The 26,424-nt window shown below is 69.8% G+C and carries 26 protein-coding genes; 9 read left to right on the top strand and 17 right to left on the bottom strand.

Annotated features, from left to right (window positions below):
• Positions 1–82: 82 nt before the first annotated feature.
• The gene (locus D1369_RS01695; RefSeq protein ID WP_037902496.1) at positions 83–994 is read right to left on the bottom strand and encodes a LysR family transcriptional regulator; all 912 of its coding nucleotides are present in this window, start codon (positions 992–994) and stop codon (positions 83–85) included.
• Positions 995–1,129: 135 nt separating this feature from the next.
• On the opposite strand from D1369_RS01695, the gene D1369_RS01690 reads away from it, so the two are divergent.
• Positions 1,130–1,981 (top strand): 3'(2'),5'-bisphosphate nucleotidase CysQ, encoded by an 852-nt coding sequence (locus tag D1369_RS01690; protein WP_007386877.1) that lies wholly within the window; start codon positions 1,130–1,132, stop codon positions 1,979–1,981.
• Between the two features lie 44 nt (positions 1,982–2,025).
• Positions 2,026–2,622 (top strand): NAD(P)-binding domain-containing protein, encoded by a 597-nt coding sequence (locus tag D1369_RS01685; RefSeq protein ID WP_007386878.1) that lies wholly within the window; start codon positions 2,026–2,028, stop codon positions 2,620–2,622.
• Positions 2,623–2,924: 302 nt separating this feature from the next.
• Here D1369_RS01685 and D1369_RS01675 read toward each other — a convergent pair whose 3' ends face one another.
• Both D1369_RS01675 and D1369_RS01670 read right to left on the bottom strand, forming a co-directional pair.
• On the bottom strand, positions 2,925–3,848 hold the full coding sequence (locus D1369_RS01675) for a carbon-nitrogen hydrolase family protein (protein WP_240436037.1): 924 nt from the start codon (positions 3,846–3,848) through the stop codon (positions 2,925–2,927).
• Between the two features lie 328 nt (positions 3,849–4,176).
• Complete coding sequence (locus D1369_RS01670) at positions 4,177–5,295, bottom strand: NAD(P)/FAD-dependent oxidoreductase (protein ID WP_037902499.1); 1,119 nt, start codon at positions 5,293–5,295, stop codon at positions 4,177–4,179.
• A gap of 53 nt (positions 5,296–5,348) precedes the next feature.
• On the opposite strand from D1369_RS01670, the gene D1369_RS01665 reads away from it, so the two are divergent.
• Positions 5,349–6,041, top strand: coding sequence for a TetR/AcrR family transcriptional regulator C-terminal domain-containing protein (locus tag D1369_RS01665; protein WP_007386881.1), 693 nt, complete (start codon positions 5,349–5,351; stop codon positions 6,039–6,041).
• A gap of 770 nt (positions 6,042–6,811) precedes the next feature.
• On the opposite strand, the gene D1369_RS01660 is transcribed toward D1369_RS01665, so the two are convergent.
• Entirely contained in the window at positions 6,812–7,090 is a 279-nt protein-coding gene (locus tag D1369_RS01660; RefSeq protein ID WP_020120489.1) for a GlsB/YeaQ/YmgE family stress response membrane protein, read from the bottom strand.
• 79 nt (positions 7,091–7,169) lie between these two features.
• Between D1369_RS01660 and D1369_RS01655 the strand changes: the two genes are divergently transcribed.
• Positions 7,170–7,559: a hypothetical protein gene (locus tag D1369_RS01655; protein WP_007386883.1), complete on the top strand. Its 390-nt coding sequence runs from the start codon at positions 7,170–7,172 to the stop codon at positions 7,557–7,559.
• Between the two features lie 87 nt (positions 7,560–7,646).
• Here D1369_RS01655 and D1369_RS01650 read toward each other — a convergent pair whose 3' ends face one another.
• The 3 genes from D1369_RS01650 to D1369_RS01640 all read right to left on the bottom strand — a co-directional run bounded on the left by D1369_RS01650 (position 7,647) and on the right by D1369_RS01640 (position 9,472).
• Complete coding sequence (locus D1369_RS01650; RefSeq protein ID WP_037902508.1) at positions 7,647–8,408, bottom strand: class I SAM-dependent methyltransferase; 762 nt, start codon at positions 8,406–8,408, stop codon at positions 7,647–7,649.
• Between the two features lie 192 nt (positions 8,409–8,600).
• Positions 8,601–8,999 (bottom strand): hypothetical protein, encoded by a 399-nt coding sequence (locus tag D1369_RS43395; RefSeq protein ID WP_007386885.1) that lies wholly within the window; start codon positions 8,997–8,999, stop codon positions 8,601–8,603.
• A gap of 41 nt (positions 9,000–9,040) precedes the next feature.
• Positions 9,041–9,472 (bottom strand): ATP-binding protein, encoded by a 432-nt coding sequence (locus D1369_RS01640; RefSeq protein WP_007386886.1) that lies wholly within the window; start codon positions 9,470–9,472, stop codon positions 9,041–9,043.
• A 254-nt stretch (positions 9,473–9,726) separates the two neighbouring features.
• Here D1369_RS01640 and D1369_RS01635 point away from each other — a divergent pair, with 254 nt between their 5' ends.
• Positions 9,727–10,617, top strand: a complete 891-nt coding sequence (locus D1369_RS01635; protein WP_007386887.1) for a phosphotransferase — start codon at positions 9,727–9,729, stop codon at positions 10,615–10,617.
• Between the two features lie 163 nt (positions 10,618–10,780).
• Here D1369_RS01635 and D1369_RS42780 read toward each other — a convergent pair whose 3' ends face one another.
• Positions 10,781–10,927, bottom strand: a complete 147-nt coding sequence (locus D1369_RS42780; protein ID WP_158680185.1) for a hypothetical protein — start codon at positions 10,925–10,927, stop codon at positions 10,781–10,783.
• Positions 10,928–11,209: 282 nt separating this feature from the next.
• Positions 11,210–12,565, bottom strand: a complete 1,356-nt coding sequence (locus tag D1369_RS01630) for a beta-1,3-glucanase family protein (RefSeq protein ID WP_007386888.1) — start codon at positions 12,563–12,565, stop codon at positions 11,210–11,212.
• A 291-nt stretch (positions 12,566–12,856) separates the two neighbouring features.
• On the opposite strand from D1369_RS01630, the gene D1369_RS01625 reads away from it, so the two are divergent.
• Entirely contained in the window at positions 12,857–14,998 is a 2,142-nt protein-coding gene (locus D1369_RS01625) for a discoidin domain-containing protein (protein ID WP_007386889.1), read from the top strand.
• Between the two features lie 122 nt (positions 14,999–15,120).
• A complete protein-coding gene (locus tag D1369_RS01620) occupies positions 15,121–15,534 on the top strand; it encodes a VOC family protein (protein ID WP_037902510.1) in 414 nt (137 codons plus the stop codon).
• Between the two features lie 113 nt (positions 15,535–15,647).
• On the opposite strand, the gene D1369_RS01615 is transcribed toward D1369_RS01620, so the two are convergent.
• Genes D1369_RS01615 through D1369_RS01605 form a run of 3 tightly spaced genes read right to left on the bottom strand, consistent with a single transcriptional unit; the run spans position 15,648 to position 17,940 of the window.
• Positions 15,648–16,484, bottom strand: coding sequence for an alpha/beta hydrolase (locus tag D1369_RS01615; RefSeq protein ID WP_037904048.1), 837 nt, complete (start codon positions 16,482–16,484; stop codon positions 15,648–15,650).
• Positions 16,485–16,489: 5 nt separating this feature from the next.
• Entirely contained in the window at positions 16,490–17,053 is a 564-nt protein-coding gene (locus D1369_RS01610) for a DUF1772 domain-containing protein (protein WP_240436036.1), read from the bottom strand.
• A 29-nt stretch (positions 17,054–17,082) separates the two neighbouring features.
• Positions 17,083–17,940: an NAD(P)H-binding protein gene (locus D1369_RS01605; RefSeq protein WP_037902516.1), complete on the bottom strand. Its 858-nt coding sequence runs from the start codon at positions 17,938–17,940 to the stop codon at positions 17,083–17,085.
• A gap of 82 nt (positions 17,941–18,022) precedes the next feature.
• On the opposite strand from D1369_RS01605, the gene D1369_RS01600 reads away from it, so the two are divergent.
• A complete protein-coding gene (locus tag D1369_RS01600) occupies positions 18,023–18,508 on the top strand; it encodes a MarR family transcriptional regulator (protein ID WP_007386894.1) in 486 nt (161 codons plus the stop codon).
• A gap of 120 nt (positions 18,509–18,628) precedes the next feature.
• Entirely contained in the window at positions 18,629–19,780 is a 1,152-nt protein-coding gene (locus D1369_RS01595) for an acyl-CoA dehydrogenase family protein (protein WP_007386895.1), read from the top strand.
• Between the two features lie 453 nt (positions 19,781–20,233).
• On the opposite strand, the gene D1369_RS01590 is transcribed toward D1369_RS01595, so the two are convergent.
• The 5 genes from D1369_RS01590 to D1369_RS01570 all read right to left on the bottom strand — a co-directional run bounded on the left by D1369_RS01590 (position 20,234) and on the right by D1369_RS01570 (position 26,369).
• Positions 20,234–20,749, bottom strand: a complete 516-nt coding sequence (locus D1369_RS01590; RefSeq protein ID WP_202477155.1) for a PaaI family thioesterase — start codon at positions 20,747–20,749, stop codon at positions 20,234–20,236.
• A gap of 61 nt (positions 20,750–20,810) precedes the next feature.
• On the bottom strand, positions 20,811–21,785 hold the full coding sequence (locus D1369_RS01585) for an LLM class flavin-dependent oxidoreductase (RefSeq protein WP_007386897.1): 975 nt from the start codon (positions 21,783–21,785) through the stop codon (positions 20,811–20,813).
• Complete coding sequence (locus tag D1369_RS01580) at positions 21,782–24,202, bottom strand: GNAT family N-acetyltransferase (RefSeq protein WP_007386898.1); 2,421 nt, start codon at positions 24,200–24,202, stop codon at positions 21,782–21,784. The genes D1369_RS01585 and D1369_RS01580 overlap by 4 nt, the downstream gene beginning before the upstream one ends.
• A gap of 26 nt (positions 24,203–24,228) precedes the next feature.
• A complete protein-coding gene (locus D1369_RS01575; RefSeq protein WP_037902520.1) occupies positions 24,229–25,308 on the bottom strand; it encodes an amidohydrolase family protein in 1,080 nt (359 codons plus the stop codon).
• A 98-nt stretch (positions 25,309–25,406) separates the two neighbouring features.
• Positions 25,407–26,369 (bottom strand): electron transfer flavoprotein subunit alpha/FixB family protein, encoded by a 963-nt coding sequence (locus D1369_RS01570; protein ID WP_007386900.1) that lies wholly within the window; start codon positions 26,367–26,369, stop codon positions 25,407–25,409.
• Positions 26,370–26,424: the final 55 nt, after the last annotated feature.

Below are 26,424 nucleotides of genomic sequence, written 5' to 3'. Positions count from 1 at the left end.
GATACGGGCCCGCTCGCAGCCTTCCGCCCGGTCTTCGTCGTGCTTCCAGCAGTTGTTCCGGGACTGGATCTCCATCTGCTGGTCAAAGGTGTGGGTCACCTCGGGACGCCAACGCGGTCCGCGCCAGATCGCGTAGCCAGACGTGTGCGGGGTCGGTGTCATAGCGCTGATGCCAGGACAGGTACACCGCGGCCGGCGGTAGTTCGAACGGCAGGGGGAGCAGGGTCAGACCGAGAGCCGTGGCCGCTGAACGCGTCGTCGACTCGGGGGCTGTGACGAGGAGGTCGGAGCCGCGCACGAACTCGAACGCGGCCCAGTCGGTGGGCGCGGCCGCCACCACCCGTCGGGTGAGGCCGAGCCGCGCGAGAGCGTCGTCGAGGGCGTTGCTCAGCTTGCCGCGCCGCGAGACCGTGATGTGTTCGGCCGTGGCGTATCGCGCGGCGGTGACGGCCTTGACCCGGGTGAGCGGGTGCCCGCGCCGCACGACGATGACGTGCGGGGTCTCAGCCACCTGATCGGCGCGAAGGTCGGGCGCGGTCGGGCGGTTCGCGTTGGCCTCCAGGTCGATCTCACCGCGCCGCAGCTCGGGGGTGTCGACGCTCGACTCAGCGATGAAGCGCAAACGCACGCCCGGCGCCTGCTCGCGTACGGCCGCGAGAAGCGCGGGACCGCCGAGGGCGACGAGCGAGTCGTGCCAGCGGAGTGTGAAGGTGCGCTCGAGTGTCGAGAGGTCGAGTTCGCGGCTCGGCGCCAGGACGCCCCGGACCTGCTGCAGCAGCTCATGAACCTGTTCCCGGACGGCGATCGCGTACGGCGTCGGGGTCATCGTGCGCCCGGTACGCACCAGGATCTGATCCCCCGTCGTGCGCCGGATCCGGCCGAGGCTTCGACTCATCGCGGGGGCGGTGACATGCAGGCGCTCAGCGGCTCCGGCCACGCTGCCTTCCTCCAGGAGCGCATCGAGCGCGGCGAGGAGGTTCAAGTCCAATTGCATGAGAGTCATCCTAGCCGTGCTTTACATGCACTTGCTGTTAATGACGGGCCCTCCTACCTTCGAGGTGCAGGCGCGAGAGAAACACGATCTTCGCCTGGTCCGCCTCATCACCCCTGCTCAGATGGGAGCACCGCCATGCCCGAGTCGATTCGGACCACCGGGATTGCCGCCACCGCACCCGCCACCGCCACCACCGGCTCCGCGTCCGACGCCGAGCTGCTCGCGCAGACCGCGATCGCCGTGCGCGATGCGGGTTCGGCGCTGCGGGAGCGGTTCGGCGACGTGGTCCGCTACGAGACCCGCGAAGAGCTGATGGGGGCGCTCGCCGCCAACGACGACGTGGCCCTGGACATCCTGCGCCCGCGCCTCGCCCTCCTGCGTCCGGATGCCCGCTTGGTGGAGGACGAGCTCGCGGGCGGGGCCCTGCCGCCCGGCGAATGGTGGGTCCTGGATCCGGCCGAAGGCAACGTCAACCACCTGCACGCCCTGCCGGAGTGGGCGGTGACCGCCACTCTCGTTCGCGACAACCAGCCGGTGCTCACCGCGGTTCACCTGCCGTTGACCGGTGAGACCTACACCGCGCTCGCCGGGGCCGGAGCCCACCTCGACGGCCGCCCCCTGCACGTGTCCCCGACCACGGACCTCGGCCTGAGCCTCGTGGCGACGAGTCAGGCCAGGCCGGACGAGGTCGAGACGGTCGTGCGGCGCATCGGCTCCTCGATCACCTCGATGCTCTTCGACGCGCTCGTGGTACGCACATCCGTGCCCGCCACCCTGCACCTGCTGAACGTGGCCGCCGGCCGGATCGACGCCTTCTGGCAGTTCGCCGGGGCCCGCGCGGACCTGCTTCCCGGGGCGCTGCTCGTCACGGAGGCCGGCGGGCGGATATCCGACGCCGAGGGCCGTCCCTGGACCCCGCAGAGCGAGAGCTTCCTGGCTGCCGCGCCCGGCGTGCACACCGCAGCCGTCACCACGCTCTCCCGCTGACCGACCGCCCCACGAACAACAGAAGCCGAAGGGACCACATCAGCATGACCAGGATCGCAGTTCTCGGAAACGGCCGCGTCGGCGGCAGCCTCGCCCTTGCCCTCACCCGGGCCGGGCACGAGGTGACCGTGGCGGACCGCTCACCGAACTCCGCCGCCGACGCCGCCCGGACAGCGCAGCTCGTCATCAACGCCACCCCGGGCGCCGGCTCACTGGAGCGCCTCACCGCGCTGCGCGAGGAACTGCAGGGCAAGATCCTCGTGGACGTCTCCAACGCCACCGTCGACGGACCGGACGGACTGCCCGCCGACCTGCTCTACCCCGGCTCGAGCCTCGCGGAGCAACTTCAAGCAGCTCTTCGCGAGACCCGCGTCGTCAAGACGCTCAACACGATGCTCTACACGGTGATGACCGCGCCCACCGCCCTCACCCAGACGCCGACCGCCTTCCTCTCCGGCGACGACACGGACGCCAAGCAGGTCGTACGCGGCCTTCTCACCGACCTCAGCTGGCAGCAGGAGTGGATCACGGACCTCGGCGGGATCGAGACCGCGCGGGCCGCCGAGGCCGCGATCCTGTTCGTACCCCACGTGATCCGATCCAGCGGATTCACGCCCTTCGCCATCTCGATCACCCGCTGACGGCCCGACGCGACGGGGTGAGCTCGGGAGCGCTGCCGGTGCGCGGCAGCCAGCAGGGGGCCGTAGTCGGACTCGGTGAAATGCTCGCGACGGCCGGTCGCGGGACCACGGTCGAGGTCGATGCGACACATCAGCCGTGGTCTGCGTCCGGCCCTGGTGCGGATCAGCGCCGCCATCGGGACACCTTCGGTGCGGACGGCGGTGACCCGCACCACCGGGGTGCGGCACCCTCGGCCCCGGATGCGGCCCTTGGGCGACCTCAGACCCCGGCCGGCTTCGTCCCTGACCCGGGGCCTGACTCTCTAGAAGGCAGCTGTCCGGTCTTCGCTGCGCGGGTCGTTCACCTGGTGCTCGGTGTAGATGCCCGCGCGCGCCTCACGACGCCAGGGACGCCCGTAGGTCACCGCGTCGGCGGCGGCCTCGGACCTGTCGTCGAGGTTCACGACGGCTACGGATGGCGAGCCGTCCGCGGGGCAGCGTGCGAGCCAGTCGCCGTTGGGAGCGACGATTCCGGACGGTGTGGGGTGCTGCGCGGGTACGGACAAGCTGACCCAGTAGCTGTTGACCGTGGCGTGGCCTTGGGCTTGTGCGGCGGTGTTGCCGGGGGTGCCGCTTGTGGAGAACAGGACGCAGTCGACATCCAGCTTCTCGTACTCCGCGAACAGCTCCGGGTAGTGGATCTCCATGCCGAGCAGGCAGCCGAAGCGCACACCGTCGACCTCGAAGGTCACGGGTGAGACGCCCGGCGAGTACATGTACGAGACCTTCGTCTTCGACAGCAGGCGCTCGTCGTACCGCGTGACGATCTCGCCGCGGTCGGAGATGACGTAGAGGCTGTTGTGCGGACGGTTCGGGTCGGTCAGACGGTGCACCGACGCGATCACCGTCCACAACCGCAGCCTGCCGGCCAACTCGGCGATCGCGGCCAACTCCGCTTGCAGCACCGGCCATTGGCACCGGCTCCAGTCCGCCGGGCCGACCGCGTCCGGGCCGTCGACGGACATGACCAGCTTGCTGGGAAAGCAGATCGCGCCTTCCGGGAAGTGCCCGATCCTCGCTCCCCGAGCACTGGCCTCGCGCATCAGGGCACGGACCTCACGTCCGCTCGCGCGCAGCGCTTCCACGTCTCGGGGGTCTTCGCGTACGGGGGTCTGCGCTACGGCGAGCCGTACGCTTTCGAGTTTCCTTGCTTCCGACGCTTCCGACGCTTCCGACGCTTCCGACATGACGTCTCCTGAGGGAGTCGGAAGGAAGTGCCGGAGGGCGGACGTGTAGGACTCACCGGTCTTGGCGGCGCGGGCACGCACCTGGCGCTTGAAGTTCCTACGGGCAGTCATCGCGGCCTTCCACGCCTTGAAACGACAGCTCCCCAGCAACCTCGCTCCAGGCGATCGGGCTGCGACAACGGCCTGAGACGCTGGTCCCTTTGCCTCCGACGGGAGACCGTGCTGGGGACGGTCGCGGGAGGTTCGGCGTAGGCCACGCAGTCGGTCATCATGCCGTCGCTCGCAGACTCCGTCAACATCCCCCGGCCAAGCTCTCTCGCGCTCGCCGTCAGGATGGTTGGACCCGGTCGAACTGGGCGATGGCTTCGGCGGGGTCGGGGCTCACGAGGCGTTCCAGTCCGGCTGTCGTGATCTTCGCCCACCGGCCGGCCCGTGCCCACATCCGCTCCTCGAAGGCGCGGACGGCCTCGTCCGGATCTCCGGGGGCGGTGGCGAGGGACTCGGCGAGTTCGGCGCCTTCCAGCATCGCGAGGTTCGCGCCCGCCCCCAGCGGGGGCATCAGATGGGCGGCGTCACCCAGGAGCGTCACTCCGGGGACGTGGGTCCAGGTGTGGGACACGGGCAGGGCGTACAACGGGCGGTGGACGAAGGCGGTGCCGTGGCGAAGGAGGTCGAGGATGGGAGCGGCCCAGCCGTCGAACAGGGCCAGCAGGCTCGCTCGCACGGCCTCGGCATCGGCCGGGTCCAGGTTCGTGTGCCAGTCCAGCGGCGCGCGGAACTTGGCGTACACCTTGACGTGACCGCCGTTGTTGCGCTGGGCGACGAGGGAACGGTTGACGCCGTACGCAGCCACGGAACCGTCACCGATCAACCGGGCGAGGTCGGGGTGGCGGGTGTCCACGTCGTCGAGGGAGGTCTCGACCGAGGTGACGCCGGTGTAGTGCGGCGCCACCGGCGAGACTGCCGGGCGGGTCCGAGACCAGGCACCGTCCGCGCCGACCACGAGGTCGAACGTCTCCTGTCGCCCGTCTGCGAAGTGGACCTGTGTGCCCTCCTGTTGCCCCGGCACCACCTGTGTCACCCTCCGGCCCCACTGGACGTCGAGAGGGGCCAGCAGCAGGTCACGGAGTTGCCTGCGGTCGATCTCGGGATTGGCCCGGTCATCCGTACGGGGGCGCCAGTCGCGCAGGACGGTCCCGTCCGTGTCCAGGATGCGCATGGCCTGGCCCTCGGGGCGAGACAGCGCCTCGAACTCCGCCAATAGTCCGGCCTTGTCCAGCGCGAGCTGGCCGAGTCCTTCGTGCAGGTCCAGTGTGCCGCCCGGGGGGCGGGCGTCGGGGCCGGGATCGCGTTCGAGGACGGTGACGGCGTGACCATGGCGGTGCAGGACGCGGGCGAAGGTGAGGCCGCCGGGGCCGCTCCCGACCACTGCGATGCGATGTCTCATGTCGATACACTGTATTGTCACGTGACGATGTATCGCAACAGTACGGTGAGACCATGACTGTGTGGGACAGGCCGGAGCCGCCGAATCGCCCCGTGCCGCTCGACCGCGAGCGGATCGTCGCCGCCGCCATCGCGCTGGCCGACGAGGGCGGGCTGGAGGCGGTGTCGTTGCGCAAGGTCGCCGCCCGGCTGAACGCCGGCCCGATGCGGCTGTACGGATACATCTCCACGAAGGGGGAGCTGTTCGACCTCATGGTGGACGAGGTCCAGGCCGAGATCCTTCCCGAGGAGCAGCCCGGTGACTGGCGGGAGGCGCTGCGCGTCCTCGCCCTCCGCACCCGGCAGACCGCTCTCCGGCACGAATGGCTGGCCGACCTGCTCGGCGGCCGGCCGACCCTGGGTCCCAACGGCCTCGCCGTAACCGAGGCCAAACTGGCCGCCCTCGACGGCCTCGCCGACATCGACACCGTGATGCGCGCTGTGGAGACCGTCAGCGCCTACTTCACCGGCGCGATCAGGCGCGAGATCGCGAACCTCCGGGCCGAGCGCGCCACAGGCCTGTCCAAGCGCGACTGGCAGCGCGCCTCCGGTGCGCATGTGACGAAGATGCTGGCCACGGGCCGCTTCCCGGCGCTCGCCAAGGCGGTGTACGACGGCACGGACGTGGACGCCGAGACGTCCTTCGCGACCGGCCTGGACTGGGTCCTCGACGCCGTGGCCGCCAGACTCACCCGTCCGCCTGCGTGACGCCTTGGCTCTTGCGTCGCAGCGCTTCCGAGGAGGGCGGGCGGGGCGCGCAGGCTCGGACGACGAGGTCGATGAGGACGCTGACGGGCGCGCTCACGCCTCCTGCGCGGAGAAGACGGCGGCGGCCGGGCCATCTCGGATCGTCCCGTGCTGCGAAAGGCCGTCACCTGAGCTGCGAGGCGTGCGTGCCAGGAGGGCGTACCGAGTGCGGCGAGGTACCCGGTGGCCGGGCGTGGCCGACCAAGTCCCGTAAGTCAGATGGTCCTGCTGCTGAGGTGGCGGTGGCCCACCGTGGCGATGTTGCCCTGCCCGGCAGCCTCGCTGAAATGCCTGCTCGAGACCGCGGCCCGCTCGGTCCGCATCTCCAGTCACACCACTGGTGGCCCCTCGTGCAAGGGCCGGAGGGCAGGCGCTCCCATCGCAGCTGCGTCCCAAGCGCCGTACTGGAGGACTGCCGCGACCATCCGGTAGGCCTGCGATGATCCCCCCCCGCCCGGCGCATCGGCGTGCGGTCTCGATGCTGAAGCACCGCGGAGTCCTGGTGGGGCCCTTCGCCAGCGGCCTTCTCGGTGTCGGGACCGCCCCGGAAGCCGCCCGCCAGCGCGAGCGGGGCGCCGTGCTCGGCGAACGCCTCGGTCTCGCACGCAGGCACATGCCGGAACGCCGACAGCGCCGGCGCAGACCCACGGTCACCAGCCCCCGTACCAACGGCGGCGGAACACGCCTCGGCCGGCCTGCCGTCGAACGGCAGGCCGGCCGAGATCGGGACATCAGGCGTGGCGGTGCGACCGTCGGTTGCCGGTGACCACCCGGTACAGCACGAGCAGGATGAGGGAGCCGACGATGGCGGCTATCCAGGTCGACAGGTCGAAGAAACCGTCGATCGAGTCGACACCGAAGATCACCTTGCCGAGCCAGCCGCCGAGCAGGCCGCCAACGATGCCGATCAGCATGGTGATGATGATGCCACCCGGGTCCTTGCCGGGCAGCAGAAGCTTGGCGATGGCGCCGGCCAGCAGGCCGATCAGAATCCAGGCGATGATGCCCACGTTTCCTCCTCGTTGAGAAATACCTTCCCCACCCGGATGCGCACGGACGGGAAAGATAAACCTGGAATAAGTCTGGCCGTTGCGTGGCGGACAGACCCCTCGCCCGCACCCCGAGTTGATCGGGGCGCCCAGCCAGCAACTGAGCGAGATCATCGACGCGCCCACACTGGTGCTGGGCGTCCCGCACGAGCCGGTGCTCCGCACGCGGGGCGGTCACGACCGACTGGTGGCCCGTCGCAGACGCAAAGCCAAGCTCACGCCGACTGACCGGATGCTGGGGCTGCAGAAGATCCGTACCGAGTCGGCGGGCCGCGCTGTGTTCACCCGGGAGATGGAGATGCTGGCCCGGTACCGCGACGGTCTCGGTGAGTGCGGTGCGCAGATTGCGATGCACGTCCGCAAACTGTGCCGAGGTGCCGGAATGAGTTCAAGCCCGGGACGACTGAACGGCAGCCCGGAAACCGTGTAGGCGTACGCCTCGCTGCCACCACCAACATCCCTTGCTGTGCGGACGAGTTGATGGCAATGGGGGATTGGGCGCCGGCCCGTCCGACCTTCAGGCCGCAGCGAGGAAGACGTACGCCGTCATCGGGGCGGTGACCGGCCCAGGGCCCAGACGGGCCGTCATCTCCTCGATGACGGTGGCCCGGACGGCCGGTCCGTCGCCGCGCTCCTCAACGGCCGCGCGCACCGGTGTCCCGGTGAGGTACCCCGTGGCAAGGTCGGCGGTCGACACGGCCCGGCCCTGAAGCGTCACCTCCTGCTCGTCCTCGACAGCGAACCCGGCGGCCGCCAGATCAGCGGCCACGACAGCGGGGTCGGAATAACCGTGCGGAACCGTCGGGAAGAACCGCGGCGGGTCGACGGGAAAGGCCCGTTCCAGCCCGGCTTGCAGTGCGACTTCGAAAGCGTGCGTCTCGAGCGGGGCCCAGGTGTTGAACAGGAACCGGCCTCCCGACGCCAGCACCCGGTTGATCTCGCTGAAGGCCTCGACGCGGTCGGGAAAGAACATCACGCCGAACTGGCAGACCACCAGGTCGAAGCCTCCGTCCGGGAACGGCAGCTGCTGCGCGTCCGCCTGCCGCCACACCGCACCCGGTGCCCGGGTCGACCCGAGAACGACCATGGCCTCGTTCAGGTCCGTGGCCGTCACCTCGACCGAGGGTGCCGCTGTGAGCAGGCGCGACGTCAACACGCCCGTACCCGCGGCTAGTTCAAGGACTCGCCCAGGGTTGAGTGCGGCGGCCCGGGCGGCCAGGTCCTCGGCGAAGGGCCGGAAGATCACCGGCACGAGGTACTGCTCATAGGCGCCCGGCATGGACTCGGACCACCGCCGGTCGGCATTGATTCCTGTCACCTCATGACGGTATCGCCGCGTCGGGAACCGTCCTCCCCGCCGCGCCGCCTGCTGCGTCGCCGCGTCGCCGCGTCGCCGCGTCGCCGTATTCGGACTGTCGTCGCGGTCGACATGATCCTGCTGCCGCCAGGGTGTCTGCCCCCGCCTCACGAGTCAGGGCCTGCCCGTCCGAGTGCGCCCCGGCGCCGCATCGTCGCTGCGCGGAACGCGCCTCTCCGTGCGGTAGTCGTAGTACGCCCACACCGCCACCGCCACGCCGGCCGTGAGCGCGACTGCCACGATCCGTACGGTGCCGCTGGTCAGGGCGGCGGCCAGAACGGTGAGTCCCGCGCCGCACAGCATGAGCACGCGACTGATGAAACGCTGCCTGGGCGACTGCGGTTCCTCGCGGTCCTTGAGATCGTGCACGGCGTCACGAGCTGGATGTGCGGATCCGCGCCGGACACGTGCCCGGTACGTCAGCCCGTAGCTGATCAGTGCGTACAGTGCGAGAGCCCCGAGGATCCAGAGCCAGGCGTACGGGTCGTCACTCGATCCTCGTGCCAGATACATGACGCCTGTCCTCCACAGTGGGCTTCACCGGTGAGCAGAACTCAACTGCCGCTGTCCTGATGGCCGGTGGCGGCAGCAGGGTCAGCGGGGCGGAAGCACGCCGTCACCGTCTTGCCGTGCCGTTGGCACCTCGTCCCCCACTCATCGGCGAGCTTGCTCACGATGGCCACCCCACGGCCGGAGACCGCGCCCTGCTCCGGTTCGCGCTGCCGCGGCAGCGACGGGTCCTCGTCGTGGACGCTCACCTGCAGGCAGTCACCGTCCCAGGTGAGGACCAGGTGTGCGTCGCTGTGCGCGTGGATGTGCGCATTGGTGATCAGCTCGGACACCGCCAGCACGACGGCGTCCACCGTGTCCGGTTCGGCAGCGGTCCAAGGCAGGGACTCAAGACGCCTGCGGGTCCACTCCCGGCCGACGCGCACTCCTTCGGACATGGGGAACGAGTGCGCCCACCCCATCGCCTTCACCGCCACTGTCCGACTTCCTCTCCTTGGCCAACGTCGCGTGCACGCACCGTGTACCCGGCCCCCGAGTCAACAGGCATGACGACGCACTTCTGTCCCGGCGCCGAGCCTGCTGCGACAACTCGCGCTGACTGTCGACCCCGCGACGAGGTGGCTCCACACCAACAGGCACCCACCAGCGGCAGAGGAAGCATGGCCGGCATTTCGGGGGCGAGAACCCGTCCACCTGCCACCTCAGTGGTGCCTCAGTACTGTGACTTCACATGACCGACACCGAGATCACCGCGGACTTGGTCCGCGACCTGCTGCAGGACCAACATCCAGACCTTGCGGGGCTGGCCATCCGCGAGGTGCCCGGCGGCTGGGGCAACCAAATGTGGCGCCTCGGGGACGAGTTGGCCGTGCGCATGCAACGTATGGACCCCACCCCGGAACTCCAGCTCAAAGAGCGGCGGTGGCTCCCTCTGCTGGCCCCCCACCTGCCGCTCCCGGTGCCGGTCCCGGTGCGGTTCGGCGAACCGACCGAGCGCTTCCCCAAGCACTGGACCGTGATGACGTGGGTCCCCGGTGAGCCGCTGGACCACGGCTCGATCATCCACGGCGACCACGCGGCCGACACGCTGGCAGGCTTCCTCCGAGCGCTCCACGTGGAGGCACCCGCCGAGGCGCCGATCGCCGCAGACCGCGGTGCCCATCCCAAGCACTGCACCGACGGCTTCGAGAACTTCCTCCAGGCCGTGGTCCTTGACGGCATCACCGCCGACGTCCGGGCCGTCTGGGACGACGCCGTTGCGGCCCAGGCATGGGAAGGTCCGCGGGTCTGGGTGCACGGCGACCTCCATCCCGCCAACGTCGTCGTCTCGGACGGAACCCTCTCGGGCATCGTCGACTTCGGCGACATGTTCGCCGGCGATCCGGCGTGGGACCTCGCCGCCGCATGGATGCTGCTCCCGGCGGGCACGGCTTCACGGTTCTTCGACATGTATGCGCGGGCAGACGAGGCGGCGATCCGACGCGCCCGCGGGCTGGCCGCTATGAAGAGCCTCTTCCTGATGCTGATGGGGCAGAACGGAGATCGGGGACTGCCCGGTGGCAAGCCGCACTGGGGACCTGTAGGCCGGGCGGCACTGGATCGTGTTCTGAAAGGCGTGTGACGCGCACTCCGCTGCTTCGAGCCTGTTCTCGATCTTGATGGAGAGTGTGGGCTCCGGTCAGGAACACGGTCGAGGTGAACAGCGCCACGTATCCCGCTCACCGTGGGGCCGACAGCTTCGGGAGGGGGCGTCCAGGGTGCTCGGGCAGGACCGAGATCACTCACTACTCGTACTTGCCAGCAGCTTCTCTGCGCAGGGCGGCGAGGTAACCGGCCCAACTGTCCTGAGCCAGGACGGCCCCTTGGGCGGCGGTGCTTCTGCGAATCCCGAAGAGGCCGCGCATGATGCCCGGCGGAGGTTCACCGGCCATGCCGAACAAGGTCGTGTTACGGGCCGCTGCGGCGCCAGACCTCCATGGCTTCGCGGCCGGCGGCGAGACGGCCCGGGAGAAGAAGCTCCTGGTGCTCGCTGACGGGCAGGGCTCCCACCGCCGAGTGCCTTCGGCCCTCAGCGCTCAGTCGTTCGATGAGACGAGCCAGCGTCGGCGGCAGGAGCACGGGGTCCAGCAGCAGTACGCGGGCTGCCGAACCGCCCCAGCCGCATGGGGGCAGCTCGGCGACCAGGTGTGTTCAGGACGTTCCAGGCGTCCGGTCTACCAGCCGACCGCTACCAGGAGCCATTGCGGGTTGGCGTGGGAGATGAAGGAGGACTGGCCCGCCACGTCGTCGTAGGGGAAGCCGTAGGCGAGGTGGTTGATGGCGTTGTCGTGCCAGAACTTGGCGTAGTAGTTCGCCGGTGCCGCCTTGTAGAACTGCGCCGGGTCGGACTGCTGGGAGGCCGGCAGCGTGGCGACGTGGCGGTTGAGGGCGGCGCACATGTCGGGGTTGCCCGCCAGGGAGGCGGCGCAGCCGAAGATGTCGGAGGTGGCCGCGTTCACGCCCACGGACTGGGCGTAGGCGGTGAAGTAGTTGGCGTTGGCGCCGCCCGCGCGGAAGCTCGGGTCGCTTCCGGGCGCGATGATCCGGTACGGCGCCTGGGTCCGGGCCAGCACCTTGAACTGGTCCGGTACGGCGTCGGTGAAGCGCTGGAACGTGGTGGCGCGGTCCTCGGCGAAGGTCTGCCGGTTCTCGCCGACCTCGGCGTCGTAGCCGTCCTTGGTGTGCAGGCGCATGGCCAGTTTCAGGCCGAAGGCGTCGACCCGGGTGGTGTTGCCGTTGAAGACGTTGTTGCCGACGGTGAACTCGATGAAGTCGTAGTAGGGGCTGTTGGGGGAGCCGAGGTAGAAGTACATGCGGCCGGCGGAGTTGGCGGGCATGTCGAGGTAGGGCTGCTCGGCGATGGAGTGCGTTTGACCGTTGAAGCTCCAGTACACCTGGCTGTCGGGGTACTTGCCGTTGGTGCGGTTGAGGATCTTCACCTCGACGGCGTTGCTCGCCGGGGGTATGTCGGTGGTGCTGCCCCAGAAGTCGTCCGGCGGAGTGGTGCCGCCGGGGCCGTAGACCTGGAACTCCCACAGGGAGTAGCCGTACGGGGTCCCGCGCGCGGTGCCGTAGAGGCGGACGTAGCGTCCGCTGCCGGAGATGGTGATGCTCTGGGTGCCGCCGGTCGCGGTGGTGGTCGAGTGGACGGTGGTCCAGGTGGTGGCGTCGGTGGAGGTCTGGATCTGGAAGGCGGTCGCGTAGGCGGCCTCCCAGTTGAGGCTGACACGGCTGAGCTGCTGGACGGATCCGAGGTCGACCCGTATCCATTGCGGGTCGGAGAAGGCGGAGGACCAGCGGGTGCCGGTGTCGCCGTCCACGGCTGCGCTCGCGGGGGTGCCCGCGTTCTCGGTCGATGATGCGGTGGCCGGTCTGCCCTGGGACAACAGCTGGTCCGCGGCCCGTGCGGGCGTGGGCGCCAGGACCGTGAACAAGGCGGCTATCAGGACGACGACGAGGCCGAGCGCCGCGCGTGGGCGTGCGGCGCCGGCTGGGGGACTGCTGGTGGGGGCGCTGACGATCCTCTGCATGGGAGTCTCCTCAAGCCGGTGCGGCGTGCGGGGGGATGGAGCAACAGCAGCAACAGCAGATGTGAGAGCGCTCTCTCGCGGAGGAGTGTTGAGGGCATGACATCAAGGTGTCAAGGGATCCGGCGGGAGTAGGCCCGGAAAGATTTCAACTTCCGAAGGCTTGCCGAAGCTTGTAACTCATTAGTTAAATCAAGACGTGAACTAAGCGCTGCCGCGGCGAACGAACCATGTCCCCAGGCTCCCTGCCGTCGGCGCTCCCCACTCACCCCCGACGCACCCGCAGGAATCTTCATGAGACTCAGATCCCTGGGTGTCGCGCTTGCCGCCACGGCAGCACTGATCACCCTGCCCACCACCCAACTCCCGGCGGCCGCGGCCGCGAGCGCCGACACCAACCTGTCCCAGGGCAGGGTGGCGACGTCCTCCAGCATCGAGAACGCCGGCACTCCCGCGAGCGCGGCAGTGGACGGCAACACCGCCACCCGATGGTCCTCGGCATTCACCGATGACCAGTGGCTGCAGGTCGACCTCGGGGCCACCGCCTCCATCAGCCAAGTCGTCATCAACTGGGAGGCCGCCTACGGCAAGGACTACAAGGTCCAGTCCTCGAGCGACGGCAGCACCTGGACCGACCTGCGCTCGGTCACCGGTGGAGACGGCGGAACCGACACCCTCGACGTCTCCGGTCAAGGCCGGTACGTACGGCTCCTGGGCATCCACCGCGCCACCCAATGGGGCTACTCCACCTGGGAGTTCCAGGTCTTCGGCACCACGGGCGGCGGCAGCGGCCCGATCCAGGGCGGCGGTGACCTCGGTCCGAACGTGATCGTCGTGGACCCGTCCACCCCCAACCTCCAGCAGAAGTTCGATCAGGTCTTCGCCCAGCAGGAGTCGGCGCAGTTCGGGTCGGGGCGCTACCAGTTCCTGCTCAAGCCCGGCACCTACAACGGCATCAACGCCCAACTCGGCTTCTACACCTCGATCTCAGGCCTGGGGCTGAACCCCGACGACACCCAGATCAACGGTGACGTCACCGTCGACGCGGGCTGGTTCAACGGCAACGCCACCCAGAACTTCTGGCGTTCGGCGGAGAACCTCGCCATCAGGCCGTCCAACGGCACCGACCGCTGGGCCGTGGCCCAGGCCGCGCCCTTCCGCCGCATCCACATCCAGGGTGGTCTCAACCTGGCGCCCAACGGCTACGGTTGGGCCTCCGGCGGCTACATCGCCGACTCGAAGATCGACGGCACCGTCGGCCCGTACTCCCAGCAGCAGTGGTACACCCGCGACAGTTCCGTCGGCGGCTGGACCAACGGCGTGTGGAACATGACGTTCACCGGGGTTCAGGGCGCGCCGGCGACCAACTTCGACTCGGGCCCGTACACCACCCTCGACACGACCCCCGTCTCCCGCGAGAAACCGTTCCTCTACCTCGACGGCAGCACCTACAAGGTGTTCGTGCCCGCCAAGCGCACCAACGCGCGCGGGGTGTCCTGGCCGGCGAACGCCGGTACCTCGCTCCCGCTGGACCGGTTCTACGTCGTCAAGCCGGGCGCCACCGCCGCCACCATCAACCAGGCGCTGGCCCAGGGACTCAACCTGCTGTTCACTCCCGGGGTCTACCACCTCGACCGGACCATCGACGTGACACGGCCCGGCACCGTGGTGCTCGGACTGGGCCTGGCCACGCTCGTGCCGGACAACGGCCTCGACGCCATGCACGTGGCCGACGTCGACGGCGTACGGCTCGCCGGTTTCCTCATCGACGCCGGTCGCGCCAACTCCGACACGCTGCTGCGGATCGGCGAGCCCGGCGCCTCCGCCGACCACGCGGCCGACCCCACCACCATGCAGGACGTCTTCGTCCGCATCGGCGGAGCGGGCCCTGGGCTCGCGACCAACTCCGTCGTCGTCAACAGCGACGACGTGGTCATCGACCACACCTGGCTGTGGCGCGCCGACCACGGCGACGGAGTCGGATGGGACACCAATCGCGCCGACTACGGACTGAAGGTCAACGGCGACGACGTCCTGGCCACCGGGCTGTTCGTGGAGCACTTCAACAAGTACGACGTGCTGTGGAGCGGCGAACGGGGCCGGACGATCTTCTTCCAGAACGAGAAGGCCTACGACGCCCCGAACGCCGCCGCCATCACCCATGACGGCATCGTCGGCTACGCGGCCTACAAGGTCGCCGACACCGTGACACAGCACGAGGCGTGGGGGCTGGGCAGCTATTGCAACTACACCTCGGATCCCTCCATCGTGCAGCACCACGGCTTCCAGGTGCCGGTCAGATCCGGTGTCAAGATGCATGATCTGCTGGTGATCTCGCTGGGCGGCAAGGGCCAGTACGCCCACGTCGTCAACGACACCGGTGCGCCTACGTCCGGCACCGACACGGTGCCCTCCAAAGTCACGCAGTTCCCGTAACCGACGCGAAGCACCGCCGTCGGCCCGTCACCGAAGTCCGCGATTTGTGGCTTCGGTGGCGGGCCGATGTCCGGGCCAGTTGGGCAAGTCCGGCTCGTCTGAGCTTGTGGCAAGATCGCGGGATGCTACGACTAACCGACTTCATCATCGACTGCCCGGACACGATGGAGCTGGCAGCCTTCTACTCCGAGGTGGTGGGGCTCCCGGTCAAGCAGGGCAGTAACGAGAACTGGGCCGGCATCCAGTTCGGCGAGCTCGAACTGGCCTTCATCCAGGTGGAGGACTATCGCGCCCCGCGGTGGCCCGACAGCGAGCACCCCAAGCAGTTCCACCTCGACTTCGAAGTCGACGACATCGAGGCCGAACAGCGCCGCGTTCTGGCCCTCGGCGCGACCCTGCAGCGGGACTGCGTCGGCCCCGAGGGCTACGGTTTCCGCGTCTACGCCGACCCCGTCGGCCACCCCTTCTGCCTCTGCCGCAACAAGGGTGTCATCTGGACCGATCAGGGCCTCATCTGGCCCAAGCGCGACCAGTAGGGCCAGGTAGCGGACGGCGACCTCGGGTGACTGCTGCCCGCGGGCAGTGCCCCGTTCCGGTGAGGAAATCCCGGTCGGTGTCAGCGGAGCGACTATCTGCCACTCCAAGGGGCTCAGGCATGGGTGAACTCGCGGATGTGATGTGCGAGTTCTGTCGGCTGGTCCAGGGGGATGAGGGTGTAGCTGTCTGCGATGTCGACCAGGCGACCCTGAGGGAGGAGTTCGGCGAGGCGTCGGCCGTGTTCGGGTGGCATCACGCGGTCTGCGCCGGCCCAGACCACCAGGGCGGGCTGCTCGAAGCTCGGCAGGCGTTCGGCTGCGGCGAGCAGGAGTTGGGCGTCTGTCGTCGCGGCTCGAAGCGTTCGTACGGCGTCGTAGCGAATCTCTTGCTGCTCCATGACCGGCTTCGTCCACCGGGCGGTGGCGGCGTCTCCGCGCAGGGTGAGCCACCCGAACGCGAACGGCAGGCGCCGGAGCGGCCGCAGTCTCATCTGCTGCATGAACAGTCCGAACAGGCGGGGCGGGAGCTTGCCGGTGAGCGCGAGTGTCTTGCCTGTCAGGCCCGGCGGGAAGTTGTCGAACGCGTCGCACGAGACGAGCACAGCCTGTCCCACACGGGCGACCCCTTCGCACATGAGCAGTTGGACGAGTGCTCCGCCGGTGTCGTTGCCGACGAGCGTGACGTCGTGGAGATCGAGGCGGTCGAGGAATTCCGTGACCAGCCGTGCGATACCGGGCAGTGACAGATCGGCGTCGGCGGACATCGGGTGACGGTGGGCGCCGAACGGCAGGGTCGGTGCGATGCACCGGTGGTCGGCGGACAGGTCGGCGATCGGGCCGTCCCACAGCGAGGCGTCCATCATCCATCCGTGCAGGAGCACGACCGTAGGGCCGTCGCCGCCGGTGTCCTCGTAGGCGATGGTTCCGGAGGACAGTTCGATCTCCCTCATGGCGGTCACCTTCCTGTCCGTTGCTGCGGTGCGGAATCCTCTGGTGCGGCCGGGAGTTCGTGCGGCGGTGCCGCCGGTGTCCCCTGATGCGGGCGGTGCGATGTTCGCGCCGTGTCGGCGATCAGAGCTCCGAACGCGAGCACGGCCGCACCGGTCCGCACGCTGTGGGCGATCTGCCAGCGATCACGTACGGACGTCCAGTCCGCGGGCGGCGCCTGCACGCTCCAGTCGAGCTGGTCGGCGTTGATGGGCATATTGATCACGAGAGTCAGGGCGAGGATCCCGACCAGCAGGGTGAATGCCGTCAGCGTCCACCAAGAGGTGCGGCCGCCCTGCCTGAACGTGGTGGCGACGAGCAATCCCGTGGTGATCAGTGCGGGCAGGAGCGTGACGACCGCCAGCTTGTCGAGCGAATCGAGTTCGACCTGACGGACCTGGGTGTAGACGTGACGGTCGAAGCCCCGCAGGGACAGTTCGAGGACGAGTACGGCGACGAGGAAGCCCGTGAAGACGCCCGTGAACAACAGGCCGGCCCCTCGCGCCATCGTGGCAACCGGGCTGTTCGGCACGTTCGTTCCTCTCCGCCGGCGCCGCGGGCTCATGAGCGGACCGGGGACGTGAAGGCGGCGCTGTTCTCGGCGGCCCACGTGGCGAAGGTGAGTGCCGGGCGGCCCAGGAGCCGTTCCACGGTGTCCGTGGCCGGGCCCGGCTTGTTCGCGAAGTCGGCCAGGGAGCCGAGGAGCCGGTCGGGAATGTCCTCGGCGAGGCCCTGGGCGAGCATGGCCTGGCGGACCTGAGTGGGGGCGAGTTCCTGGAAGGACAGCTCCCGGCCGATGGCGTCGCCGATGAGACGGACCTTGTCCCGCTGGTCGAGTGACTGTGGGCCGGTGAGCAGGTAGGCGCGGCCCTTGTGCACTGCGTGCACGTCGGTGAGTGCCCGTACGGCCACCTCCGCGATGTCGCGCTGATGGATCGGCGAGGTCGCCGCGTCGCCGTAGGCGCCCCGCACGACTCCGGTCGCGCGGATCTGCGGAGCCCAGGCCAGAGCGTTGGCGGCGAAGTCGGCGCACCGCAGGAGCGTCCACTGCAGACCTGAGCGCCTGACCGCTTCCTCCACCGCCCTGAACTCGTCTGCGAACCGCCGGTGTCCGGCTGGGCGCTCCACGGTCGCGGCCGACAGTGCCACCACCCGCCGCGCGCCCCTGGCCGCGGCCAGCGCCAGCAGCTCGGCGGCGGCTCCACCGACAGCGCGTGGGCTGAGCAGGACCGCCTCCACGCCGTCGGGCATTGCCGTGAGACTGTCCGGCCGGGACGGATCCCCGGTCACCACCTGCGTACCATCGGGCAGCACGGCGGCTGGATCGCGGGTGACCGCCACCGCCTTCTCCCCGGCCTGAAGCAAGAGACGGACCGTTTCCCGTCCTACGCTCCCGGTCGCTCCGATCACCACGAACATGACGATGCCCCCTGACTCGGCGACTCATTCGAGTGCCGTAATATACGAGAACCGTAGCATATTAGTTTGAGGGGCGTACATTATGGTTCCCGTACCATCTGGGGATGAGGCCCGCCGTCGACGGCGGGCCACGGTCGAGGTCAAGCAGGGGCTGCGCGAGCTGGGAGCCGAGCTGACTCTGCTCAACCGCCGGGTCGGCGCGCGCCTCGGACTCAAGGACATCGACCTGGACTGCCTCGACCTCATCAACGCCCACGGGCCGCTGAGCCCGACCGCGCTGGCCCGACGGGCGGGGCTGCACGCCGCCACGACGACAGGGGTTCTCGACCGGCTCGAACGTGCCGGCTGGGTGGCCCGCGAGCGCGACCCGGCGGATCGCCGGGCCTTCCTGGTCCGAGCGCTGCGCGACCGCAACGCCGAACTGCTGGAGCTCTTCGCCGGGATGAACTCCTCGGTGGAGCAGATCTGCGCCGACTACGACGATGCCGACCTCGAACGACTCGCCGACTTCCTTCGCCGTACAGCCGACGCCGGGCGCAACGCGGCCGAGGAACTGGCAGGCAGCTGACGCCCTCGGCCAGCCTCGCCTGCCGTAACCGTCGGGGTGAGGCAGTACTGCCGTTGCCCTCTATCCGCTAACATAGAACAATTAGATAGATGAATATCCTAGTGCTGGCGAGGAGTGGCCGTGGACTTCGGGCTGACCGATGAGCAGGACCTGTTGCGTGCGACGGCTCGGAAGTTCGTCGCCGACGTGTGCCCGGCCGAGAAGGCCAAGCAGTGGGACGAGGAGGGCGTCGTACCGCCCGAGCTGTTTCGCGGAATGGCCGAGCTGGGGTGGTTCTCGCTCCCGTTCGCCGAGGACGAGGGCGGTGACGGTGGCGGACCGCTGGAGCTCATCCTCATCGCCGAGGAGCTCGGGCGGGCCAGCTTCGACGTGGCCATGTGCTACATCGGGGTGCTCATTCCCGGCATCACGGTGTTCCGGTGGGGCAGCGAGGCGCAGCGCGACTTCATCCGCGAGCAGGTGATGACGGGCCGCCACCGGCTCGCCGTCGGCCTCAGCGAGCCGGACAGCGGGTCCGACGCCGCGGCGCTGCGGACCACCGCCGAGGACCACGGGGACAACTTCCTCGTCCGCGGCCAGAAGGCCTGGTGCACGGGTGGCGGTCTGCCGGACACGACCATCGCCACGTACGTGCGGACCGGGCCCCGTGAGCCCAAGCACGGCGGCATCAGCCTGCTGCTCGTCGATCCCGCGACCGACGGCGTCGAGGTGCGCCGCACGCCGACACTGGCCCGGCACATCCTGGGCACCAACGAGGTCTTCTTCAACGACGCGCTGGTGCCGAAGGAGAACCTGGTCGGACCGCGCGACGAGGGCTGGAAGGTGATGCTCTCCAACATCGAGCTGGAGAAGGTGATCATCAGCGGGGGCTATCTGGGCGCCGCCCAGGCCACGCTCGACGAGATGCTCGACTACGCCCGCAACCGCCACGCCTTCGGTCGGCCGATCGGCAACTTCCAGGCCCTCGCGCACGCCATGGCCGACCTGCAGACCGAGATCGACTCCGCCCGGCTGCTCGCCTACCGGGCGGCCTGGCTGCTCGCCCAGGGCAAGCCGTGCACACGGGAAGGGTCGATGGCGAAGCTGAAGGGCTCCGAGACGTACGTGGCGGCCGCCCGGCTCGGGATGCAGGTCTGCGCGGGGCACGGCTTCTCGACGGAGAGTGTGATGAGCTTCCGGTACCGGGAGTCGATCGTGGCCACGATCTCCGGGGGCACGAGTCAGATCCAGCGCAACGGCATAGCCCGCAGCATGGGGCTCAGGTCCTACTGAGCCCCGCCGCCCCGGCCTGCCGGAGGTTCCTTCTGGGCTCCGTCGCCTCGGTCCGTCGGTGGTTGCTTTCGGGGTCCGCCGCGTCGGGCCTGGCGACGGTTGCTTCTGGGCCTCGCCGCCTCAGCCCGCTGGCTGTTCCTTGTGGGCTCCGCCGCTTCAACCCGTCGGCCGTGCCTTTTGAGCCCGCTGACCGGGCCCGCCGACTGTTCTGTTTGGGCCCGCTGTCGGGGCCGGCTGGCTGTTCCTTTGGGACTGGCTGCCCTGGCTGCCGCATGTGTCTTTTGAGCCTGTCGGTCCGGCCTGCCGGCCGTGTCTGCTGAGCCGGCTGTCTCGGCCCGTCGGTTGTTCCTTGTGGGCCCGTCATCCGGGCCTGCTGGCTGTTCCTTCGGAACTCGCCACCCCGGCCGCCGACTGTTCCTACCGAGCCCGTAGCCCCGGCCCCGCCGACGGTGCCTACTTGGCCTCGGCGTCCTGGCCGGCAAGCCACTCCTGGTGCCGTGCGAAGTGGCCCTGGTCCCGGGTCACCCAGATCCCGGAGACCCGGGCCAGCACGGCCCGCGTCGGCAGCAGCACCATCTCGCCCGCGATGTACCAGCGCCTGCCCTCCCGCTTCTCCACCCAGGCCCGGACCTCCAGCGGCCGCTGCACCGGAACCGGCTTCACGAAGCTCACGGTCAGCTCCGCCGTCACGCTCAACACTCGGTGCAGCAGCGGCAGATGGCCGAGGCAGTCGTCCAGTACGGCCGCGGTCCAGCCGCCGTGCGCCACATCGGGCCCGCCCTCCTGGTCGCGCGGACAGGACAGCTCGAACACCGCCGACCCGTCCTCGTCCAGCCGCTCGTGCTCCACTCCCAGCCGGCAGGAACCGGCGGCGCGGCACGCCCCGCACAGGGCCACCCCGCCGGGAGTCCGGGGCGGTTCCTGGAAGTCGGCCCCCGCCCAGGGCCCGGTCGACGGCGTCGTGGACATGGTGTGACTCCTCTTGTCGGGCGTCGGAGTGCCAGACACCTGGATGTCAGACACCTGAACCTCAGACCTCGGCCAGCAGCGGACGCAGCTTCCCGGCGATCAGCTGGACCTGCCGGGCCACCATCTCCTCGGGCATCCCGGCCAGCGAGGCCCACAGGAACACGCCCTCCACCGGCAACCCTGCCACGTACGCCCTGATGGCGTCGGCGACGTCCTGCGGGGTGCCGTAGAGGAACTGGCCGACACCCGTCGCGCTCAGCCCCGTCTCCCGCCACTTCTCGGGGTCGATGGGGCGGGGGAGCGGCTGATCGGTGCCCTCCACCATGTACCGGCGGTAGCTGTCCCACTGGTACGCCAGGTGCTTGCGGACCACGGGCCAGTCGCCGTCGGGGTCCTCGGTGACGAACGTGGTGAACGAGCCCTGCATACGGCCCGCCGCCACGTCGTACCCGCTCTCGGCGAGCCCTTCCCGGTACGGCGTCAGCAGGGCCGGGTTGAGTGACAGCAGACCCGTGCCGAGCCGGCCGGCCCGGCGGGCGCCCTGCGGGCCCTGGTAGCCGAGCCAGATCGGCAGCGGTTCCTGCACCGGCCCTGGGGTGACCAGGGATTCGGCCCACAGGCCGCGGATCTCCCGTACCCGCTGGTCGGTCGTGGTGTAGCGCTTGGCAAGGTCGGCGCCGTACAGCCGGTACTCGGGCACCCGGTAGCCGGTGCCGAGCCCGAGGTCCAAGCGGCCGTCGCTGATGATGTCTACGAGCGCGGCCTGTTCGGCGATCTCGGGGGCCGCGTGCAGTGGTGCGGGGATGACCGCCGTGCCCAGGCGGATCAGCTGGGTGCGCGCGGCGGCAGCCGCGGCCATGGTGAGCGGCTGGGGGAGATAGCCGTCCTCGAAGCCGTGGTGTTCCGAGAACCAGACCGAGTCGAGGCCGAGCCGGTCCGCCTCCTCGCACATCTCCAGGGCGAAGCCATAGACCCGCGACCAACTCTGCCGCCACGGCGGCGGGTTGCGCAGATCGAAGTAGATGCCCACCTTCATGAGGAACCTCCTGCTGTTGCTGTGTTGTCCGCCAGCCGGATCGTCGCGTGCGCGACGATCACTCCGTCCCCGGGCGGCAGGAGCCGTACCGGGCGCAGTTCCAGCGCCTCGATCTCGGGGTGGTCCTCGACCATCGCCGAGATCCGCAGGACGGTCTCCTCAAGGGCACCGAAGTCCACACCCTGTCTCTCCAGTAGGGGAGTCGCCCGAAGCGAGCGGACCATCTCTCGGGCGTCGCGGTCGCTGAGGGGGGTGACGCGGTGGGCGACGTCCGCCATGAGGTCGGCGTAGTCCCCGGTGAGGCCGAAGGCGACCACCGGGCCGAAGACCGGGTCGGCGCGGACGGTGAGAAACGCGTCGGGTCCGGGGCCCGGTTCACCCCCGCGTACGGCGATCCCGTACGAGGCGAGCAGTTCGGCGGCGACGGCTGCCGGGACCGGCCCAGGGGCACAGGAGGTGATCAGCGTGCGGGCCCGCTCGGCGTCGACGCCCGCGAGGTCGGGTACGACGCCCGCGGGGGTGCTGCGCCAGGTCTGGTAGGCCGCAGCGTGTCCGAGGGAGGTGGCGGCGGCCTCCGGGAAGGTGTACGTCGGCACCACCAGGTCGCCGTGGTGCAGGAGATCGGCGACGCCCGCGCCGCCCAGGAAGCTGGCCAGCACGGGCTTGTCGGGCCGGGCCGCGGCCGCGTCGAGGATCGCCGCCGCCACCTCGTCGGGCTTGTCCGCCAGCGGCGGCATGAACAGGACGACGGCCGCGTCGATGCCGTCGTCCGCCAGGGCGGCGTCCAGTGCCTGCCGGTAGTGGGCGGCGGTGGCGGTGGGAGTCAGGTCGATCGGGTTGGAGACGTCGGCGCGGGGTGCGAGGGCCGGCCGGAGCGTCTGCCGGGTGCGCTCACCGAGCGCGGGCACGCACAGACCGCTCGCCGCGCACGCGCCGACCGTCAGCGCCGCCGGGCCGCCCGCGTTGGTGATCACGGCGACCCGGTTGCCGGGCGGGGGAGGCTGGTGCGCGAGCAACAGGGCGACGTCGAACAGCTCTTGGAGGCTGCGGGTGCGGATCACACCGGACTGGGCGAACAGCGAGTTCACCGCCGAGTCCGCGTGGCCCGGATGGACCGCGACGATCGGTTTGCGCGGTGCGACCCGGCGTGCGACGCGGGCGAAACGGCGTGGATCGCCGAAGGTCTCGACGTGCAGCAGGATCACCGAGGTCGCCGGGTCCTCCTCCCACCACTGGAGCAGTTCGTCGGTGGAGACGTCGACGGCGTGGCCCACCGACACGAAGCCGGAGAAGCCGAGCCGCAGCCGCCGGGCGTAGTCGAGCACTGCGAGCCCGAGCGGCCCGGACTGGCTGGACATCGCCACCCGCCCGGGCGTCGGCAGGGCGGGCGAGAAGGTCGCGGCCAGCCGCGCCGCGGGGGTCGTGTTGACCACGCCCATGCAGTTCGGGCCCACCAGCCGCATTCCGGAGGCCCGGGCGAAACGCGCCAGCTCCAGCTCGCCGGCCCGTCCTTCGACTCCGGTCTCTCCGAAGCCCGTCGAGACGACGACCACCGCCTTGACGCCGACCTCCGCGCACTCCCGTACGACACCGGGCACAGCCTCGGCCCGTACGGCCACCAACGCCAGGTCCGGCGGCTCGGGCAGGTCCCGGACGCTTGCATGGGCCCGCGCCCCGGCGATCCGCTCGGCCCGTGGGTTGATGGGGAAAACGTTGCCGGCGAAGCCGCCCCGCAGCAGGTTGGCGACGATCTCGTGGCCGATGGTCAGCGGGTCGCGGTTGGCGCCGATCACGGCGACCGAGCGCGGTTCGAGCAGGGGCTTGAGCGAGCGCCGTACGGCCGTCTGCTCGCGGCGCTCGGCCCGTGCCACGGCCTGGGCCTGCGGATCGACGGCGATCTCGAAGTGGATGATCTGGCCGGGCGGACCGGCTTGGGTGCGGTAGCCGGAGCCGAGGAAGACGTTGATCATCCGGGCGTTGTCGGCGAGGACGTCGGCCTCCAGCACCCGGATGCCCCGTGCTCGCGCGGCGGCGGCGATGTGCTCCAGGAGCAGCCTGCCGAACCCCTCGCTCTGGTGGTCGTCCCGGATGGTGAACGTGACCTCGGCGTGCTCCGGTTCCTCCGGGTCGCGGACGTAGCGCACCAGGCCGGCGATCTCGTCACCGTCCAGGGCGACGAGCGCCAGCTCGTTGAGGTAGTCCACGTGGGCGCCGCGCCGGATGACGTCGTCGCGGGCGCGGACCACCGGGCCGAGGGAACGGTAGGCCAGGGTGGCCCGGGACAGGGTGCCGACGAAGGCGACCAGGCGGTCGGCGTCCTCCGGCCGGATGGGCCGTACGAAGGTCGACCGCCCGGTCCTGACGAGTCCGGGCCGTTCCAGGTCTTCGGGATACGAGGGGTACGGGGGAGTGGTCACGGGAGCGGTTTTGCCGTCGACGCCGCTCAGACGGCCGCCTCCTGGGGAGTCTGGTCCGGCAGGCCGAACAGCTCGTTGAAGGTGCCGCGTGTGACGCGCTCGCGGATGTCGTCGGACACGCCGTCGAACAGGTCGTGCAGCGTGGACTGGGTGTGGCCGTAGGTGCCTTCCAGGTGGGGGTAGTCGTCGCCCCACATCACGTTGCGGTAGCCGGTCGACTCGACGATCTCCACCGAGCTCTTGTCGTGCTGGAAGGAGGCGTACACCTGCTGCCGGATGATCTCGCTGGGCAGCCGGCTCAGCTTCGGCCGGACGAACATGCCGTGCTGGCGGTAAGCCTCGTCCATCCGGTCGCCGATGGCCGGCACCCAGCCCGCCCCGCCCTCGGCGATGAGGATCCTCAGGTCCGGGTGACGGTCCAGGGCGCCGCCCGCGACCATGTGGGACACCACGCGCATGCCCGGGTAGGTCGTCTCCATGTAGTTGACGACCGCGCCGCCGGGTCCGCGGAAGACGACGTTCTGCGCGCCGGTGCCGATGTGGAAGCCGAGCACCAGGCCCGCCCGCTCGACCGCGGTCCACAACGGCTCCCAGCGGTCCAGGGCGTATTCCTCGCCGGGTCGTGTCGAACACGGCAGGAAGATGGCCTTGAAGCCCAGCTCCGCCACCCGCTCCACCTCGGCGACCGCGTCGTCGATGTCGGCCGTCGAGACGCAGGCGGTGGTGATGACCCGCTTGTTCTTGCTGAGGATCTCCTCGTGGGCCCAATCGTTCCAGGCCCGTACGGTCTCCCTGGCCAGCTCCCGGTCGGTGATCGACACCAGCCAGAACCCCATGGAGGGGAAGGCCAGTTGGGACCACACACCCTCCTGGTCGAGGTCCTTGAGGCGGACCTTCAGGTCCCAGGCGCCCGGCGGACGCATGGCGTCCATGAAGTCGCCGAGCTGGCGGTCGATGCGCTCGCCGTCGATGTAGAGCATCTCGTACTTCTCGCCGCGCTCGCTGCGTGGCGCCCGCGCGCCCAGCCGCGCGGACAACCGAGCGGTCCACACGTCGGCGGGCTCCATCACATGGGAGTCACCCGAGTTGACCCAGATCTTCGTCATGACACTCCTTCGGGCCAAGGCTGCACGCATCAATGGATGCAATCAGTTAGCGATTTTAGTTGTATGGATGGCTGAAGGGAAGGCCGGTCCGTGAAAGATCAGCTCCGGCGCCGCTCGATCTCGTCCACCAGCTGCGGCAGCACCGCGAACAGGTCGCCGACCACGCCGTGGTCGGCGAGCTCGAAGATCGGTGCGTCGGCGTCCTTGTTGACGGCCACGATGGTCTTGGACGTCTGCATGCCCGCCCGGTGCTGGATCGCCCCGGAGATGCCGGCCGCGAGGTAGAGCTGCGGCGAGACCTGGGTGCCTGTCTGGCCGACCTGGTGGCTGTGCGGGTACCAGCCCGCGTCCACGGCCGCGCGCGACGCCCCGACGGCCGCGCCGAGCGCGTCGGCGACCCGTTCGATGAGGGCGAAGTTCTCGGCGCCGTTCACCCCGCGCCCGCCGGAGACCACGAGGTCGGCCTCGGTCAGCTCGGGCCGGTCGCCGCGCTCCCGCGGTGTGCGGGACAGGATCCGCACGGCCTGCGAGGCCGGGCCGAAGGTGACGTCCGGCTTCTCTGTGACGGGTTCGGCGGGGGCGACCTCGGGGGCGGTGGCGTTCGGCTTGACCGTGATCACCGGCACGCCCTGGGTGACGTGTGCGGTGACCTGGTAGGTCGCGGCGAACGCCGACTGCTCGGTCACCGGCCCGTCGGGTCCTGCGGTGACATCGACGGCGTCGGTGATGAGTCCGGAGCCGAGCCGCAGCGCGACCCTCGCGGCGATCTCCTTGCCGTCCGGCCCGGACGGCAGCAGGATCGCGGCGGGGCCGGTGCGCTCGGCGATCTGCGTGAGGGCGTCCACGGCTGGGGTGACGAGGTAGCCGTCGACCTCGGGGGCGTCCACGACATGGATTTTCTGGGCGCCGTACCGGCCCAGAACCTCGGACGCGCGGTCCGCGCCCGGCCCCAGGAAGACGGCCGAGGGTTCGCCCAGGCGGCGGGCCAGAGTGAGCAGTTCGAGGGTCGGCTTGCGTACGGCACCGTCGACGTGGTCGACGAGGACGAGGATCTCGGCCACGGTGATGCAACTCCTTCAGGCAGGCAGGCAGGCGGGCAGGCAGGCGGGCAGGCGG

The organism is Streptomyces sp. CC0208 (assembly GCF_003443735.1).
Taxonomy (GTDB): Bacteria; Actinomycetota; Actinomycetes; order Streptomycetales; family Streptomycetaceae; genus Streptomyces; species Streptomyces sviceus.
Note: the sequence above shows the minus strand (reverse complement) of the source record. Positions and strands in the feature narration are given on the sequence as shown.

What these genes read in the sequence shown, in the direction of transcription:
- D1369_RS01690 (WP_007386877.1), top strand. Translation starts at nt 1,130, where the DNA reads ATGCCCGAGTCGATTCGGACCACCGGGATTGCCGCCACCGCACCCGCC.
- D1369_RS43395 (WP_007386885.1), bottom strand. Translation starts at nt 8,999, where the DNA reads ATGTATCTGGCACGAGGATCGAGTGACGACCCGTACGCCTGGCTCTGG.
- D1369_RS01600 (WP_007386894.1), top strand. Translation starts at nt 18,023, where the DNA reads ATGGTTCCCGTACCATCTGGGGATGAGGCCCGCCGTCGACGGCGGGCC.
- D1369_RS01615 (WP_037904048.1), bottom strand. Translation starts at nt 16,484, where the DNA reads ATGAGGGAGATCGAACTGTCCTCCGGAACCATCGCCTACGAGGACACC.
- D1369_RS01670 (WP_037902499.1), bottom strand. Translation starts at nt 5,295, where the DNA reads ATGAGACATCGCATCGCAGTGGTCGGGAGCGGCCCCGGCGGCCTCACC.
- D1369_RS01675 (WP_240436037.1), bottom strand. Translation starts at nt 3,848, where the DNA reads ATGTCGGAAGCGTCGGAAGCGTCGGAAGCGTCGGAAGCAAGGAAACTC.
- D1369_RS01605 (WP_037902516.1), bottom strand. Translation starts at nt 17,940, where the DNA reads ATGTTCGTGGTGATCGGAGCGACCGGGAGCGTAGGACGGGAAACGGTC.
- D1369_RS01685 (WP_007386878.1), top strand. Translation starts at nt 2,026, where the DNA reads ATGACCAGGATCGCAGTTCTCGGAAACGGCCGCGTCGGCGGCAGCCTC.
- D1369_RS01625 (WP_007386889.1), top strand. Translation starts at nt 12,857, where the DNA reads ATGAGACTCAGATCCCTGGGTGTCGCGCTTGCCGCCACGGCAGCACTG.
- D1369_RS01635 (WP_007386887.1), top strand. Translation starts at nt 9,727, where the DNA reads ATGACCGACACCGAGATCACCGCGGACTTGGTCCGCGACCTGCTGCAG.
- D1369_RS01665 (WP_007386881.1), top strand. Translation starts at nt 5,349, where the DNA reads ATGACTGTGTGGGACAGGCCGGAGCCGCCGAATCGCCCCGTGCCGCTC.
- D1369_RS01585 (WP_007386897.1), bottom strand. Translation starts at nt 21,785, where the DNA reads ATGAAGGTGGGCATCTACTTCGATCTGCGCAACCCGCCGCCGTGGCGG.
- D1369_RS01620 (WP_037902510.1), top strand. Translation starts at nt 15,121, where the DNA reads ATGCTACGACTAACCGACTTCATCATCGACTGCCCGGACACGATGGAG.
- D1369_RS01650 (WP_037902508.1), bottom strand. Translation starts at nt 8,408, where the DNA reads ATGCCGGGCGCCTATGAGCAGTACCTCGTGCCGGTGATCTTCCGGCCC.
- D1369_RS01590 (WP_202477155.1), bottom strand. Translation starts at nt 20,749, where the DNA reads ATGTCCACGACGCCGTCGACCGGGCCCTGGGCGGGGGCCGACTTCCAG.
- D1369_RS01575 (WP_037902520.1), bottom strand. Translation starts at nt 25,308, where the DNA reads ATGACGAAGATCTGGGTCAACTCGGGTGACTCCCATGTGATGGAGCCC.
- D1369_RS01695 (WP_037902496.1), bottom strand. Translation starts at nt 994, where the DNA reads ATGCAATTGGACTTGAACCTCCTCGCCGCGCTCGATGCGCTCCTGGAG.
- D1369_RS01630 (WP_007386888.1), bottom strand. Translation starts at nt 12,565, where the DNA reads ATGCAGAGGATCGTCAGCGCCCCCACCAGCAGTCCCCCAGCCGGCGCC.
- D1369_RS42780 (WP_158680185.1), bottom strand. Translation starts at nt 10,927, where the DNA reads ATGGCCGGTGAACCTCCGCCGGGCATCATGCGCGGCCTCTTCGGGATT.